13 protein-coding genes and 1 pseudogene are annotated in these 16492 nt (G+C 61.9%); 7 read left to right on the top strand and 7 right to left on the bottom strand.

From position 1 onward, the window contains the following. A partial coding sequence (locus I5I_RS10785) for a YhgE/Pip family protein (protein WP_036319404.1) occupies nt 1–1325 on the top strand: 1325 nt, incomplete at its 5' end. Nucleotides 1326–1424: 99 nt separating this feature from the next. Further along, a pseudogene (locus I5I_RS16895) lies at nt 1425–1538 on the top strand (NAD(P)-binding protein); the annotation flags it as partial. A 1057-nt stretch (nt 1539–2595) separates the two neighbouring features. Here I5I_RS16895 and I5I_RS10790 read toward each other — a convergent pair. The 3 genes from I5I_RS10790 to I5I_RS16455 all read right to left on the bottom strand — a co-directional run bounded on the left by I5I_RS10790 (nt 2596) and on the right by I5I_RS16455 (nt 5035). Further along, a complete protein-coding gene (locus I5I_RS10790; protein ID WP_148285537.1) occupies nt 2596–3120 on the bottom strand; it encodes an exosortase/archaeosortase family protein in 525 nt (174 codons plus the stop codon). A gap of 174 nt (nt 3121–3294) precedes the next feature. Beyond that, a complete protein-coding gene (locus I5I_RS10795; protein ID WP_036319408.1) occupies nt 3295–4002 on the bottom strand; it encodes a hypothetical protein in 708 nt (235 codons plus the stop codon). 208 nt (nt 4003–4210) lie between these two features. Continuing rightward, nucleotides 4211–5035, bottom strand: a complete 825-nt coding sequence (locus tag I5I_RS16455) for a carbonic anhydrase (RefSeq protein WP_083868003.1) — start codon at nt 5033–5035, stop codon at nt 4211–4213. 1273 nt (nt 5036–6308) lie between these two features. Between I5I_RS16455 and I5I_RS10805 the strand changes: the two genes are divergently transcribed. Further along, on the top strand, nt 6309–6989 hold the full coding sequence (locus I5I_RS10805; RefSeq protein WP_036319412.1) for a hypothetical protein: 681 nt from the start codon (nt 6309–6311) through the stop codon (nt 6987–6989). Between the two features lie 84 nt (nt 6990–7073). Next, on the top strand, nt 7074–7646 hold the full coding sequence (locus I5I_RS16460) for an exosortase/archaeosortase family protein (RefSeq protein WP_148285538.1): 573 nt from the start codon (nt 7074–7076) through the stop codon (nt 7644–7646). A gap of 188 nt (nt 7647–7834) precedes the next feature. Here the strand turns inward: I5I_RS16460 and I5I_RS10810 are convergent, their stop codons facing one another. After that, a complete protein-coding gene (locus I5I_RS10810; protein ID WP_036319414.1) occupies nt 7835–8374 on the bottom strand; it encodes a hypothetical protein in 540 nt (179 codons plus the stop codon). Between the two features lie 68 nt (nt 8375–8442). After that, nucleotides 8443–9054 (bottom strand): RNA polymerase sigma factor, encoded by a 612-nt coding sequence (locus I5I_RS16465; protein ID WP_083868005.1) that lies wholly within the window; start codon nt 9052–9054, stop codon nt 8443–8445. 257 nt (nt 9055–9311) lie between these two features. Between I5I_RS16465 and I5I_RS10815 the strand changes: the two genes are divergently transcribed. The 3 genes from I5I_RS10815 (at nt 9312) to I5I_RS17600 (ending at nt 13748) form a co-directional block, all read left to right on the top strand. Beyond that, nucleotides 9312–9725, top strand: coding sequence for a hypothetical protein (locus I5I_RS10815; protein WP_036319415.1), 414 nt, complete (start codon nt 9312–9314; stop codon nt 9723–9725). A gap of 5 nt (nt 9726–9730) precedes the next feature. Continuing rightward, nucleotides 9731–10879 carry a non-hydrolyzing UDP-N-acetylglucosamine 2-epimerase gene (gene wecB, locus I5I_RS10820; protein WP_036319579.1) on the top strand — a complete coding sequence of 383 codons (1149 nt, stop codon included), beginning with the start codon at nt 9731–9733 and terminating at the stop codon, nt 10877–10879. A gap of 493 nt (nt 10880–11372) precedes the next feature. Next, nucleotides 11373–13748, top strand: coding sequence for a LuxR C-terminal-related transcriptional regulator (locus tag I5I_RS17600; RefSeq protein ID WP_187289941.1), 2376 nt, complete (start codon nt 11373–11375; stop codon nt 13746–13748). A gap of 113 nt (nt 13749–13861) precedes the next feature. Here the strand turns inward: I5I_RS17600 and I5I_RS16900 are convergent, their stop codons facing one another. Both I5I_RS16900 and I5I_RS10835 read right to left on the bottom strand, forming a co-directional pair. Further along, on the bottom strand, nt 13862–14437 hold the full coding sequence (locus tag I5I_RS16900; RefSeq protein ID WP_148285539.1) for a hypothetical protein: 576 nt from the start codon (nt 14435–14437) through the stop codon (nt 13862–13864). A 249-nt stretch (nt 14438–14686) separates the two neighbouring features. Next, the gene (locus tag I5I_RS10835; RefSeq protein WP_148285540.1) at nt 14687–16423 is read right to left on the bottom strand and encodes an ETX/MTX2 family pore-forming toxin; all 1737 of its coding nucleotides are present in this window, start codon (nt 16421–16423) and stop codon (nt 14687–14689) included. Nucleotides 16424–16492: the final 69 nt, after the last annotated feature.

Here is a 16492-nt window from a genome sequence, read left to right on the forward strand (position 1 = left end):
GACTCCGGGCCCGCTCGTGCAGGCGTCCGACGGCGCCACGACCCTCGCGTTACGGGGCCGCCCAGGTCGCCGGAGGCAGCACGACACTGGCGCAGGGCACCGCCGCACTGGCGCAGGGCGCGGGAACGCTCACCGACGGCGCCAACCAGGTCGCCGCGGGTGCCGCGCAGGTCGCCGACGGCGCCCGCCGCGTCTCGGCGGGGACGGCGACGCTCGACGGGTACGCCGATCGCGCGGCATCGGCGGGGCAGCAGGTGGTCGCCGCCCTCCCGCAAGCTCGCGCCGACATCGCGACGCTGCTGGCCGACCGCGGCGTCGACCAGGCCACGATCGACCGGGTGCTCGCCGCGCTGGATCCCATCGGCGACGCCGCGGTGACCGGCAACAACCGTCTTCAGGCGGCCGTGTCACAGGTCGATCAGCTGGCGTCCGGGGCAGCGCAGGTCGCCTCCGGCGCCGCGCAGGTCTCCGCCGGGGCGACGCAGGTCGCCGGCGGCGCCGGCTCGCTCCGCGACGGCGCCGACCAGGCCGCGGCCGGCGCGGCGACCCTCGCGTCCGGCGCCGACCAGGTCTCCGGCGGCGCGTCACAGCTGCGCGACGGTCTGGCTTCGGGGGTGCAGGCGATTCCCGACACGGATGCCGCGACCCGCGACGCCCAGGCCAAGACCATCTCCGATCCGGTCGCGGTGAGCTCGAGTGCGCAGACCTCCGCGGGCGATTACGGTGCCGGGCTCGCGCCGTTCTTCGCTGCCCTCGCCGGCTGGATCGGCATCTACGCCCTCTTCCTCATCGTCAAGCCGATCTCGCGCCGAGCCGTCACGGCGCTGCGCTCACCGGTCCGGGTCACCATCGCGGGCTGGCTCACCCCGGCTCTCCTGGGCAGCGTCGGCATGGTCGCGCTGTTCGGCGTGCTCTCGTTCGCCCTCGGCTTCCGGTTCGCGAACCCACTCGGCACTCTCGGCATCCTGATGCTCGCCTCCTTCACCTACGCGGCGATCATCCTGGCGCTGAACGTCTGGCTGGGCTCGGTGGGCCAGTTCGTCGGTCTCGTGCTGATGGTGCTGCAGCTCGTGACGGCGGGAGGCACCTTCCCCTGGCAGACGCTGCCGGCACCGCTGGCGGCACTGCATCACGTGCTGCCGATGGGCTACGTCGTCGACGCGATGCGCCAGTTGATGTACGGCGGTGACCTCGCCCGCGTAGGTACGGACATCGGCGTGCTGCTGATGTGGCTCGGCGGGGCGCTGGCGCTGGCGGCGGTGGGGGTGACCCGGATGACCCACCGCCGAACGCTCCGCGACCTGCAGCCGAGTCTCATCGGGTAGGGCGCCGGGGCATCGTCCCGTCGGCCGCCCGCCCGGCGGCCCGCCCGGCGACGGCGGGCGGCCCGCCTCTACGATGGGAAGGGACCCGGAGGAGGCTCCATGGCGACCAGCGCGCGGCCGTTCGACGTCGAGGTCGTCGGCTCCGGCCCCAACGCACTGGCCGCCGCCGTCACCCTCGCACGCGCGGGCCTGTCGGTGCGCGTATTCGAGCGGGAACTGGTCTTGATCTGACCTCGTCGTTGACGGATCGGCCCACTCTCGTCGAAGGCGGGCCGATTCTTATGCGTGCGAAGACTCCTCATCGCTCATCAGCGAGAACAGGGTGTGGACTATCGGGGCGCCAGGGCGCGATCGTGGCTACTCTCGCGCCATGATCACTGCTGATGGATTCAAGGTTGCCGCGACGCCCCAGGGTCCGCATTGCGGGACGGTGCCGCGCCGCGAGTCACGCGGAAGTCGCCTTCCCCACTCGAGCCTCCGCAATTATGACGGAGGCCTTGGCAGAAGACGGCCTCATGACATCAGCTCGGACGGCTAGCGCGGGAGTCAAGCCGGTTCCATCCTGGGAGCAGCAGCTCCATTCCGCGCTCCCATTCCAGAGGAAGACGACCAAGAGATCGATCGACGCGACGGTTCGCAAGCCAGGTGAAATGATCAGTCTCCGCCGTGTCGAGCGCATTCCGATGCGGCAGTCTTCCGTTTGCGGCGACCCAGGCAGAACACGCTTCCAGTCTTCTCAAGAAAGCTCGCCTCGACTCAAGGGCATGTTGGATGAGGTTGTTTAGGTCTGCGCGCTCCGCCTCCCTCAGCCTTCCTTCGGCATCGGCACGCTGAACGCCAAGGAACCACGACCCCAGCTGTCGCTCAATCCCGTTCGAAGATGCCCGATCTGGAAGGCGACCGGTTTTCTGAAACCATGCGGCACAGAGTGCGACTACGCGGGAAAAGGACTCCTGTTCAGGATCCCGCGCCCCCGGTCGAACGCCACCTTGCTCATTGGGTCGAGGTGCCACCCTCGGCATGCCTTCCATAAGTTGAGCTTCCCTCTCAGACGTCCGCGCGCTGGATCGTCGCAGCAACATCGCGGAAGACGGCCACCGGGGGCGGGGACCGCTGGACGGCTCCTTGATTGGAGTCCATCCATGATGGCGAACTTGCCCGGGGAGCTATGTTCGCCGAAAAAGGTCGCCCTGGGGAACGACCCCGCGCAGCGTTAGACGAGGTAGGGCACCACTAAGCGTCGCGAGCGCCTGGTGGCGCCCTATATCTGTCACTGCACGACTTCTCGCCGAGCGTCACTTCGCGAGCCCTTCCGCAGAATGAAGTAGGAAAGCACGACCGCCCCCGCTATCGCCGCGATACTAAGGATCGATCCGACGACGGTATGAGCCCATCCATACCCTTCCACTCCCCACCACGACAGGGCGGCACCAACGAATGCGATGCGCAGCTCGTTGACAGCCACAATCAGACCCACACTCAGGAGCAAAGAGACCATAATCCGTGTCGCACTGAACCGCCGGGACAACAAGATGAGCGCCGCAACCGCGAGGAAGGGGGCTGTAAGGAAGACGGCGCTGCACTCAGTGGTGACCTGGAGCGCGTACGTCGGATCATTCATGTAAACGACGTAGGGGAGCGTATCCGGCGAGTATGCGGGAATACGAAACGCTGCCGTCAGCAACCGTGAAGCAAGGTCAGCCTCAGCCGCAAGGACACGAGGAAGGAAAGTGAAGGCCGAGACCAGAACGGCCAACACGACTAAAGCAAGAAGCCAACGCGGAAGCCAACGCATGATCACAGACGAGGTTGCGGTGACAGACGCTTGAATAGCCAAGAGGGCTCTCTTCCGTAGTCGATACCAGCAGGTAGCGCCGCCAAACAGGTGACAGGTCGACCGGACTCGGTCTGGTGCGAATGAGAGGTGGCGCGTGCAGGCACCACCTCTCACTCGCACCCTCGAGCTCGACTACCGCGTGGCCTCCAGGGCTTCGGTCGGGGATGCAGAAGCCTTGCGCCGACGAGCAATCAAGAAAGCGATCGCCGCAGTCATCAGGCCGGCAGCCAACGCGCCACCCGCAACCGGCCAAGAGATCGCGGGGGTACCCACCGTCACAGATCCCGGGATGTTCGTGTTGTTTGCCGGGTTGGGGTCCACCCACGTGAAGCCATTGGCCCCACCGGGAGTCAAACTGACCGTGAATCCGTTCAGCACGGAATTGGCGGGCACCGACGCGTCGATCGTGACAGGGACATCGAAGACGACACTCTTCGCCGGGCTGGTTCCAGTGCCGAAGAACTGGACACCAGAGCACGTAAGCACGGTGTTACCGTTCTGCAAAGTGCATCCAGCGGACGCGGTCTCCGCCGTAAAACCGCTCGCCGGATCGGTGTTGTGGAAATTCAGCGGCAGAGAGAACGTGGCGCCCGCTGGCGCAGTGAACGTCAACGGAGCAACAATCGCGTTCGACTCCAAGGTGTCGGGACCGAGATTCGTCGCGATCACGACCATGGTGCCGCTGCCACCAGGTGCAATGGTGGGCGCGAAAGTGAACAATGCGATGTCGGCATCGAAGTTGGGAGACGCCGCGCTCGCGCCCGACGCTCCCAAGACTCCGATAAGCACGGCGCTCCCGGCCGCGACTGCTGCACCTGCCAGATACCTGCGGAACTTCATGGTGTGCCCTTCAAGGTAATGGAGTGGGTCTCACTGAGGAGAGCGCAATTGGGTAAGCAAAGTGACGCGGGATCCCCTAGGCGGAGGCGGGTTGGATCTACGGACTGAGGCCGTTCATCCAACGTCAAGAAGCAGAGCGCCACTCGCCAGATCCACCCCACCCTCTACGTAAGCTCATTGGCGGCGCTGCGGCACGGGGAGGGGCGCCTCAGGCTGCGGGCACCCACTCCACTAGCCGGTCATGGAGCGGCTGCGTGGGACGGTGATTGGCTGAGTAGCGTGCCGTCAGCTCAGCAAGCTGCGAGGGCGAGATCGTGATCGACTTGAGGTAGACGTTCCATTTCACACCTTCAGTGCAGGGCGGTGTGGTGAGCGATCCCTCATATTGGGCGGAGGGAGAGCCTGACGGAAGGAGCATGGAGGGATCGAGGGTCTTGGTAAGAGCGGTGACATTGTCCGGAGATACTGAACTGGTCGGTAGCTTGGATAGCATTTCATCCAAGGCAGACGACGCATCGCCCAGCTGTACGAAGACCCCTAGAACCAGAACTTTCCCATCCGAGGATTTGTTGACGAAGTGCAGCTCCGCGGCCGAGTAGCGACCGTCGAGAGTATGCTCGCTCGAGACATGAAAGTGGAATTGCTGCAGGTAATAGGTGGTGCCGCCCGCTGTAACCGAATCCGCAGTAAGGTCTTCCGGGACGGCCTCAACCGCATGACCGGTATTCTCCGCACCAAAAGCAGTAGGTCCATAGTTGACCATCACAGTCATTGCCGACGTTGCTGGCAGTAGCTTCGCCAGTTGGATATCAATGGGAGACTCTCGGGAACCTTCGAGGTCGCGGCAAGCCGCTGCTATTCCGCCCCAGTTTTCAGGACCGTCGCTGCCCTCATATGACCACGTACCCACGGTGCTGGTTTGGCTCGGAGTAGGCGGAACCATGGCACCGGTTCTGGTACAGGCAGCCACTACTAACACGATCGCAATAGCGGAGCCGAGGGCGAGCAGGTCGCGGACAAGTCGGGATATCATGTGTGCCTCTTACACTGAAGCTCGAGTTGGACTTTATAGGTCCAACGTGGACTGCTGCTAAACAGCATCCGAGCGAGTCGTCCGGGCCATGATGAGGCCAGGGAGCAGATCCCCGCTGTACCCCTTGTGAGAGGGCGATACAGATACGAAAGTGACGATGAAGGGGCAGGCCGCTACTATCGGCCATCCCCGCTTGCCCCTCGGTCGTGGAGCAGGATAAACCACAGCCGCCGCCAGTATTTTCGCCCTGCAAGAGCGGGATGGTTCACCCGAATTACCGGGGAGAGGAACACAGCGGCGAGAAGGATGGCGAGGACGGCCGCCGGCCCTGACCCGGGGGCTTCGGGGCCGGTAAGCATAGACACGTACAGGACGACGCCGGAGAGCGCACTCCCGACTAGACCGCTCTTCGCTGGGAAGATGCCCGCCGCGAACAGTGCGAACAAAGCCCCTGCGAACAGTCCGATCAAGATAACTGACGCGTAGATCAAAACTGCAGCCACAGCGCTCCTCTGCATCGGCCGGCCCAAAGTGGCCGCGGGGACGGCGATGTCGTGCTGACTGACTGCCAGTCGGTCCGTCAACCAACCCGGCGAAGTCCCAGAGGTGGGGCCCTGACCGGGGGCAGGGCCCCACCGGCGGACCCGTTTGGGGAGCGAGTCCGCAGCAAGAGACCCGCCTTGGGGAGACATGTCTCTCGTGGGGAATGTGCGGTGAATCGCCGAGCCGAACAGCCCGAGCGCCTACCCGCCTTCTCACTTCAGAGAGCGGCTAATGGCCAAAAAGGTGACGCGCTCAACAGCCGGAGACAGCAGTCCTCCAAACGACGTCGTTAGGGACTCAGCTACTGGGACCCCGGTGCTGCTCGCTCAAGGTGAGAAAGTTCCGCTCAGCACATCCTCACCGAGGGAGATCCGCCGTCACACCTGCATTCTCGACGTTCGCGGCAATCGCCGTGCTGAGGGCAGCGGTGGGTGGCATTGCCTTGCTCCTCCCTCGTCGAAACAAGGAGCAAGACTGCCCCGGCGTGATCTGAGGTCTGCACGAACCGCCATCGAGGTGACGGGACCGTAGCAGTGACCATGCTGGCCGGCTGACTGGCTATCGGGACCCGACAGGAGGCTGAGTACGCCCGGGAGCGGGTCCCCGCCAACGCAACATCTCCGGTGAGCGCAAGACGAGCCACCAACTTCGTTTACGACTCGCATCACCACCGCCAAGTTTAAGACCTCTCCTTCACAAGGAGTCTCAAACTTGAAAGGACACGTCTGATATGAAAAAGACCCTCGGAGGGGTGATCCTCGCGGGCGGAGCCGTGTTGGTCAGTGTGCTGGCGGCAACGCCGGCACTGGCAGACACAGTCACCACAGGCGGGCTCATCTTCGGCACATACGGTCAGGGGGAGACTGGATACGTCGGGGTGAACATACAGAACCCGCAGTATGAGCTTGAGACCGGGACGACAACGTTCACGCTGAACGCTCCGCCTCATTCCACGTTCACCCAGTCCACAGTGAGCGGGACCCCACTGCAGTGGGACACCACCAATGGATACCAGCCGGTCGGCGCGGATGAGTCGTGGACGTGTGCTTCGAGTAACGGCAACACTCAACTCACCTGCAGCAATATCACGCTCACCGTCCCGCAACTCACGAACTCCTACCCTGGAACTGTTCAGCTGAAGATCCCGGTCGCGATCGACAACACGGCCCCCTGGGCAACCACCGTCTCTAACCCTTCCGGTTTCAACATGACGGCAAGCCCCGAGATCGGAGCAGGCGGCCTGCCGCGGCTTACCGCAGCGACTCAGCCGCTGAGCTATCAGATGAAGGCAGACCCGGGCAGTCCCGCGATCCCGGTCGAACCGATCTCTCTTGCAATCGGCGCCCTCGTACTGGGGGCAGCGGCTGCCGCTATCGGCGTGTTCCGCCGGAAGCGCATCGCTACGCAGTAGGAGCCGTCCTCATATTTGCGGCGCTGTTCCGGTTCCCGGAACAGCGCCGCAAATCATGGCCGCTGAGCAGCAAGGAGGTAGTCCGTGACTCAGAGTCTGACTACAACAAGGTTTTCATACCGACCCATCTCAAGCATCTCGCGATGGGTAGTCGCCATCGGCCTTGTTTGCTCGATCGTGGCCGGGGTAGCACTGCTCACCAATGTGCTCGCCTTCGAAGCAAGTATTGCGGCTCGCGTGCTCGACTCGGTCTTCATGGTGCCCGCATCGGCACCATCAGGACAGGCATATATCCGATACGTCGCGGACTATCCCTATGTCCTCGTTGTAACCCCGGAATGCAGCGCAGTGTTTCTTACCGCGCCTTTCATCGCAGCGAGCGCTTTACTGGTGCTTTCGGATCGCTTCACAGTGAAGCGGATCATGGCTACTCTATCGATCAGTATCGGCGTGATCTTAGCCATCAACGCTTTGCGTATTGCATTCATTGCTGCCGCCCTCGCTTGGTGGGGCATGGACGGCTACGGATGGTCTCACACGGTAGTTGGATCCGCCCTGAGTTTCATCGCGATCGGGGTCTCCACAGCCATCTTCTACGTTGCACTTACACGCCCGGGGGCTCCGCGTCGGCCGAGGAGATCACTGCAACCGGAATAGAGAGTCCAACGCGGGACCCGCCCCCGACGTTCCCGATGACCCCACGAAGGTGCTGTTAGCAGCCCCGCGACCGTGCAGGGAGGAGCACTCGCGACACGCTCGTCCACGAGCACGCAACCCCTCTGTTCTGAATGCGGCTGAGGAGGGAGCGACGAAGCCGCGCAAACGGGCGACGAGTCAACCGACACTCACAACTCGGCCCTCCGTGAAGCCGGATCCACTGCGATCAGCCAGCTAGCGGCACTCGCAGCAGCAATCCCAATAGACAGAAATGCAGTAGGAAGCAACCCTTGCAACAGCGGCTGCTCACTCCACCCCCACCAGCGCATGCCCGAGTTAAGGAAGACAGTCTCCAGCATGCTCGTCTCGACGAGGATTGCTATTGCGACCGCCAGTGCCTTCAGCACCCTCAAGATCGAGAACCGCGTGGAAAGGACCAGCACCGCCCCCGCCAGAACGAAGGGGACGATCAAGAACACGACGGAGGAAGACTCGGCGATGGTGACCGTGAACGGCAGACTCCCGGAGAGACCAAACCGCAAAGCCAGGGCCGGGAGGACGGCACTGACTGCAGCAAAGGACGCGCTAATCATCGCCGAGGCGGCGCTGGCCTCAATTGCTCGGATCTGCGGGCTACCCCAGACCGCGGCAGCGCACACAAGAATCAGGCCTGCGCTGACGCCGGCTCTCCGCAAATGGAGACCCGGCTCTGTGATGTCCTCATCCAAGCCCGTCGACTACCCCTCCGAGGTTCCTCCGTCGCAACCGCTCCACTCAGTAAGAACCGTACCTTTTCTCAAACTGCACTGCGCGCTGAGGCTTCGGCGCACCTAGCAGGCTCCTCGGTGCTGCTGGCGAGTCGAGATAGATAGGAAGCCCGCAGCCCGTGTTTTGCTCGGCGTAGCAGAACCGTGAAACTGTTTGGCGACAGCCCCATCCGTTCAGCAGTCACCGCTCGAGGTTCCCCTTGGATCACAGAGAACCAGAGGGCGTCCTGCCAGCGGGAAGGAAGATCACCGAACGCAGCGCGCATCTCATCGTTGATACTCTCTGTGGCGTCCGGGACGATCGAGTCAAGTATCTGGTTGTCATCCGTGGGTTGAACCCTCGCGCGCTCCTGAAGAACAGCGCGAGAACGGTTGCGAACAGCAGTAAACAGGTAGGCGCGAAAGTGAACTGCCGGACCGTTTCCGTTCTCGATCGCGGTCACGACGCTGTGGAACGAATCAACCGCCACATCCTCGGCGTCTGCGGCGGAGCGAAGTACGCTGAAGGCCACGCGCTGTGCGGCTCCGCCGTGACGCAGGAAGAGCTCCGCTACCGCCGAAGAGTCCCCCGCCCGCACGCAAGCGATCAGCTGCTCGTCATCCAACTGCGGGTATTGCGTGCGCGCACGTTCGACGTTCATATCGGACTCCAGCTCTTGCAGTCGCCGAGGGGATGTGCGCCTCGCACCGGCGACTACAGAACATACCCCGCCTACAGCGAATCTGAAGGATCATAAGGATGCGGTTTTTTTCACCGAAGGTGTGAGCCGGGGTGTTACCCGATTGACCCCGCGATCCCGGAGATGGGAACGCTCCCGCATCCTCCCCTCCGCATCCTCCCTCCGCTCGAAAATCTGGCGTCTCGTCACTCTCAGCCGTCTACGCGCCTCTCAAAGACATGACCGCTAAACAAGCTTGGGAGGCACTTTGGGCGTTCGTAACGGATCAGGTGCCTACCCAAACCACATGGTCGACGCTGGACCACTCGCTTCTCAATACTGTCGCCGAGCTGGCGAGTGAACGCGCAATATTGCGCCCCCACGACCTAGGTCTCGAGATCACTCTGCCTCTCCGTTCGTACGTAACTGAAGTCTGGGCGGCGGACGAGGATCTAGCCATCTCCTTCATCGCCGCATTGCTTCGTCAGATCAGAGCACGCTGGGCGCATCTCACCGAGACGGAATTGCTCAGGAGCCTCGCCAAGGACCATCTCGTCGGCTGGCATTGCCTCAGCGCATTCGTTTCCAAAGCAGCATTCGAGCTGCCCCGGTACACACCCGTCGCGGTCTCGGTATCGGAGTGCCCCCTGTGAAGCTGATGCCGATCTACGGGACCCGTCCAGAAGCGATCAAACTGGCTCCCGTAATCACAGAGGCCTCTCGCCGAGGTCTGGAGCTGTCCATCGTTACTACCGGTCAGCATCGAGAGATGTGCGCTGAGGTCAACGAAATATTCGGAATAGTTCCGGACCACGACCTAGACATCATGAAGCCCAGTCAAACGCTTGCCGAGATATCGAGCGAGACGTTGAGAAAGCTGGCCCCCGTCCTTCTAGACGAACGGCCGGATGCCGTGCTCGTCCAGGGCGATACATCCAGCGCCACCGCTGCGGCTTTGGGTGCCTACTACCAGCACATTCCCGTAGTTCACGTCGAAGCCGGTCTTCGTACCTTTAATCTCTACTCGCCGTTTCCTGAAGAGGGTAACCGGCGAGTCATCAGCGCGATCGCGAGCCTTCACCTCGCCCCGACACACCTTTCCCGCTCCAATCTGGTAAATGAGGGCATCACCCCGGAGGCCGTTGTGGTTACGGGAAACACAGTCATTGATGCGCTGGAGTGGGCATCCGAGCAACGCGTAGAGATGACGGATCCTCGCCTTGAGGACCTGCTTCGGAGTTTCAGACCCTTCATCCTCGCGACGGTCCATCGGAGAGAGTCCTTCGGTCGTCCCATGCGCGAGATCGGTACGGCAATCCGCATCCTGGCGAAGCGCTTCCCCCACATCAAGTTCGTGATCCCCACCCATCCGAACCCGTCCGTCGCCGAGTACTTCATCTCAGAGCTTCGCGGCATACCCAACGTACTGATCACGCAACCTTTCTCATACCTCGAGATGGCTCAGGTGCTGCGGGCTGCGCATATCGTGATGACCGATTCCGGCGGGTTACAGGAAGAAGCCCCCACGTTTGGAAAACCCGTACTAGTGCTTCGTGAGAGCTCTGAACGCCCTGAGGCGATCCTGGCTGGTACCTCGAAGCTGGTCGGAACCGACGTCGCAACCATTGTCTTTGAGTGCGAGCTGCTGATCACAGACCAGGGAGCCTACGAATCGATGGCCAGAGCTGCGAGCCCTTTCGGGGATGGACGGGCGGCAAGGCGAAGCGTGTCCGCTATTCAAGCACTACTCGGGGAGGGTACTTACGAGCCCGAGTTCGACCCGCAAAGCCACGGCCAGATCTCCTAGCGCGACCTCACAGGGAGGAACCCTACGAGATCTCGTCATCCTCGATCACGACGGGCACAGACTCACGTTTACACAGTGGACATGATAAGTACCCGATCATGAGGTTAGGGCCTATCCGCCTCGAAGTGGAGACCGGGGGGATGCATCCAGTCCGGAGTGGGCAACTGCTAATGGAACAGCTGGCACGAGCTTTAGCGTTGTGCGACAGATGGTCGGACAGCAGGGGGAAACGCTCTTCAGAGTTCGCGTGGTCGATCACTTCAGCACAATGGGATACGAAAGGGTGACTTGAATGCATGGGAGCGTCGACGACGACCCCCGGGCTCGCTACGCCGAGACACTAAGCTCCGGCAATGGCATCCAGGAGCCGAGTCTACAGACGTTTCTTGGGGCAGGAGCCGGCTCCGTCCAACACGCTGTCCCCTTTCCTCCAAGTCGATACATCGCACGGCCGCGCGTCACAGCCCGCATACGCGAGGCCCTGACCTGCGGCGTGGCAGTCGTGCGCGCCTTCAGAGGTTCCGGAACGCGAACCGCTGTAGCAGAGCTAGTCGATCAAGACGGCATAGCCACGCAGACAATGTGGTGCACTGTAGAGGAACTAGGTCACCTGGATGCGCTCAGCACCAGGAAGGACCCGATCGCGCTACTTGTGGTGGAAGACAGATATGGGACGGCCGCGGACCGGGTCATCGAACTTGCTCAGCGGCTCCGCACGGTAATGGGCTCACAGATCTGTGTCATAACACGAGATTCCGCCCCGTACCAACGACCGGCGACCATATCCAAGCTTGACTTGGAGGTTGTCGATGCACAGACCCTCCTCTTCTCTGAAGAAGAGATCGCTGCTCTAGCTGAAACATTTGGGCTTCGGATCACGCCCTCAGCCATGGAATCTATCGCTCGGGTCACGGGCGGATGGGCAGAGGGACTCAAAGTTGCTCTGAGCAGCTTCGCTCGAGCTGATAGCTGGATCGACGACGAGAACGTCGAGGCGATGCTTCGACCGGGGATCGAGTGGGTACGCGAGCTGGGTCCGGCGGCCCTGGATGAAGCGCTCCCAACTCAGCTATGGACACCGATATCGATTCCCTCCTTCGTGGATGAAAGCCTCCTGGAGGCGTCGGAGACGAACCCCGAGCTGGCCAAGAAAGAACTCGAGAAGCTGGTCAGGGATGGGGTGGCCACTCGCGAGCTGCATAACGGAGAGTCCCGGTGGAGACTAAACCCGCTTCTGCGATCGGCACTAGTGGCATCGATCGACGAGAAGGACCTCCGGGAAGCCGCGGGCCTCATGTCCGAAGTGCTCCTGCAACAGAATAAGCTCGCCGAAGCCATCCGTCTGTCAGCCACTTCGAACGCCACCGACCGGGTACTACGCGCGACTAACCGGGCTTTCGGCCGACTAGCTCTCAACGATTGGCTCCAGCTCGCCACAGACGTCCCGCCTGCCGCCCTACTTCGAATGCCGACCCTCATCTCTTTGCGGGGATCAATCGAGGAACGGCTGCCTCAGAAGGACCGCCTGGAATGGCGCACCAACCCGCAGCGCCCGGTACCTGACCCCCTGGAACTGGCCGGGCTAGCAGCCGAGCTCCGCGCCCAAGGCGATCTCACGGGCGAGCTCAACTTACTTCCGGCACTCAGCAAGGCCCGATCTCAGGCAACGAATGTCGAAACTCTCAGCGCTCTACAAATCCAAGAGATATCCGCCCTCCTCAGCCTCGGCAGGTTTACGGTGGCTTCGCACCAAGCAACGCTCCTCGACATCGAGCCCGGTATGCCGCTCTTCCGTGCGCTCTACCTCGCCGCCCTCCGCACACTGAGCCAGGCCGCGATCGGCAACACAGCACAAGCACGGACAGAAGCGAAGGCAGCGCGAAGTATTGACGCCCGCGAGTTCTACATAGGATCCCAAGCAGACGCCGAGTTCAGACTGGCAGCAGCGCTCACAGATGCGTGGGCCGGGCGTCCAGCGTCGGCCGAGAGTGCTTTGGAGACACTCAAAGACGATGTCGGCCCAACCCCATATCAGCTCCTTCGCCGAATCGCGAAGGCTCTCGTCCATTTCTTCCAAGGCGATGCCGACCGCACACGGCATCAACTACAGAAAGCGGCTGTTCTAGCTGAGATTGCATCCGCCGACGAGGCTCGAGAGCTTGTGGAGTACTTGCGTGCACGGATATCGCTGATTACCGGTGAGGTTCAGCCAGTAGAGCACAGTTCGCGGGCTTCTCGCTCCAACCATTCAGCGTGGGGCCACCTGACCTCTGCACAGTACGCGCTCTTACGACACGACTTCGAGTCGACCCAGACCGCCGTGGAGGCAGCTCTTCATCTATCACCCTCCCAATCAGCCTCCCACCTGACAGGTCTGTTTCTGTTGGCAGCGGCGCTCTACCGCGCAGCAAACCATAACAGCGCGGCCAAGGTCGCGAACACAGCCTTCTCATCTGCCCAGTCCGGCTCGACCGTGTTCCCGTTACTGGCTATTCCTCATTCCGACCTTGTCGCTCTCGCCGAGTTGGTGGACGAGGAGTCCTCTTCCCTCGTGCAGTCCGCGAGAGATCTGCAGGCCTTGGCACTCCGCGGCGATATGAAGGGTCGCACGCTAACCCGCCGCGAACGGCAGATAGTCGCCGAGCTTGCGTCAGGGGACACATTCGAGCAGATTGCTCGCAGGTTGTTCGTATCGGAGAATACGCTCCGCAGCCACACCCGAAGCCTCTACCGAAAGCTCGGCGTCCAGTCGCGACATGATGCTGTAAGCCGCTCTCTTCAGTTCGGAATACTGCCACCGCACCCATCGGCACCGGCCACGGGCGGCAACGGCTCGATGCCGAGTCGCGCCTCCTCGGGGGAATCCTAGAGACCCGCGAAACCTTTGATCGGTCTGGCTCCGGTCTCCTCAGGGGCGCTAGAAGCGAGGACTCCTCGGTTGACAGAGATTGCCATCCGAGGAGTCCTCTATGAGGCTCCGGACTACGCGCGCGTCTGATGATCCGTCGACTTGCGACGACGAAGAACAGCGATCGCGGGCACGAGGACACTCGCTCCCAAGAGAGCCACGGCTGCGGTGGGGGTCATCGCAGGCGTTCCCAGAGCGACGTTGTAGTCGCGAGAGTTGTTGCTGAGATTCGAGTCGGCCGTCGACTGGTTGTCGGGCAGCACTGAGACGGAACCCGAATAGGTTCCGGGAACAGCATCCGAGTCGGCCGTCAGGGAGAACGTGATCTTGCCGCTGTTTCCGGGTGCAATTGGCGACCCAGAAAGCGATGAGGGGTCACAGGTGAGGGTTGTACCGGCCGCATCGATACTGCATGCATTATCGACTACGAGCTGTCCCCCGAGAGGCCCTACCGTAACCGCGTTGCTGGTGAACTTGGTGTATTGGGGAGCCTTGACGACGATCGTCCACCCTTCCGACGAGTCGATTGAATCTCCCGCCATGTTATAGAAGACGATGTCACCTTCGCCGGTCTCTCCGGCGTTGAGGTTCGGAACTGTCACGGTCTGGACCTCGAGATCCGTCGTGTAATGAGTGGCGGCGCTTGCCATCTGAGCACCTCCTAGAAGAGAGAGCGCTCCCGTTGCAAGAATGGGAACGACAAGCCAGCGCTTCTTGAGAGACATTTTTTAGGACCTTCCTTCCGAGATCTCATCTCGGGCTTGAATATGAACGGTTGCGCTCAACTGAGCACAAGGTCGCTGGAACGATGAGTATCGGCTCCAGCTGGCGGTGTGTCGTGGGTGGGCTGAACTCAACGGAGCTCCCCCGCAAGTCCAGCCCACCCTGACCCTCACGGTTTAGACAGTGAGGTTCTTCCATCCCATAGAGGTGTGCTGCCAGATGCCGCTGCTTGCGACAACCCAGACGACGCCATCTGCACCAATCTGGGCAGCGACAATCCCCGGCGTAACAAGCGGGTCCTTAATCGCAGCGACCGTGCATGCTGCAGGATCAGAGAGCTGCGTGGGGTCGTAGGCGTAGCACTTCCAGCTCGTCACGTCACCGGTGGCGCCATTGACGGAGTCACTCGCCCAGACAACGCCGTTCGAGATATGCGCCACATGCGACTTGCTTCCCACCGACAAGTTGTCGGCTCGAGTGTTGGGCTGCTGGACCCAGCGGATGCTGGTGCGGTCCAGTCGATAGAGATGGTTATCGGTTCCCAGACCCCAGATTGTGCCATCGACACCCACGGAGGTTCCGAGGACCTGGCCGAGGAGATGCGTCCAGCTTGCGCCATCCCAGTACCAGTCGTCGTGCGACGTCGCGGTGAGCACGACGTTGTTCTGGCTTGCCACGTCAAGGCCACTCCACCAGTCAGTGACACCCATAGCGGTCCACTTAGCTCCGTCATACCGGTATGGCGTGCGGGTGCCGCTGGCGTCGCCGGCGAGGACCCACAGTTCACCGTCGCTACCTTCGGAGACGACCTGAACCTGCGGGATTGTGCTGGTGTCGATCGTCTTGGCCGTCTTACCGTCGTATTGCACCACCTTGTGGGCGGACGTGAGAACGACAGCGTGGTTCGCGTCGCCGGCATCGAAGCTCAGGATCTGAGTCCGCGGAAGAACACCCGCGTCACAGGTGATCGCGTATCGCAGCGACGAGACATTCGCCAGCGCAGCGGGGTTGGGCGCCAGCTGCGCGAGCGCACGGGGGGACGGCATCGACGCCTGATTTGTCGTTACCTGAGAGGCAACACTCGGAGCGGCATCAGGGGTGATCCAATCCTTGGCGTAGGACGTGACGTAGTTCTCGTCCACGAAGTGAGTCGTGCGACTCATCAGCGCCGTACCGTCGCTATTAGGAGTAACCCAGGACGGGGCAAGAGGGTCCTGTCCCTTGTCCCGGGTGAGGGACAGGAGCTGTCCGATGGGGATGGAGATCTCTTTGCCGCACTTGTCAAGTACGACGTTTCCCGACAACCGAGCAGTGGTCTTCGCATCACCGGTGAAGGTGCCCTGAACGACAGTGGCCTGGTGGTGCGCAGTTGAGTGCGCGGGGGTCGTCACACTGGAACTGGCGTAGTTCACAGTTACCTGACGGCTGGTGCTCTCAGTGTGCTGCGTTCCCCAGGACTCCTGATAGGAATACGAGAGCCCACCCGCCACGGGAGCGTACGGATAGGGAACTGCAATCCCACCACCGGCGCCCAGGCTGCTCGATACGGTGTGGTCTGTCGTAGTCGTCATAGTCGCGGTCGAAGACCAACTGCTACCCGAAAACGCCTCGCTTTGCGTGAGGTCAGTGTCGTTGTGGTGCGCTTCATCCGCGTTGAGGAATGTCGACTTCGGCAAGAACTGCTGGTTTGAGACAGCAATCTCCTCGATGTTGGAGTGGACGCCGGACGTGTCGACTAGGTATCCAGCCAGCTCGGGGGCGTTTGCTAGCACCGCCTGAAGGTCAAAGTCAGGAGTCGAGGTGGGTGCCCCCGACTGGGCAGATGCGGGGCTCGCGATTCCTGCGAGGACAACGATCCCAAGCGCACTGGCTGCTGCGAGAGCGCAGCGACCTAGTTTGGATCGATTCTTCATGTATTCTCCGTTGGTTTGCTTGCATTCTGGTGAATTAGTTACCAGTCTGAACAATGCCGAAAAGCCGGC

Source organism: Microbacterium sp. B24 (genome assembly GCF_000333415.1).
In the GTDB taxonomy this organism is placed as follows: domain Bacteria; phylum Actinomycetota; class Actinomycetes; order Actinomycetales; family Microbacteriaceae; genus Microbacterium.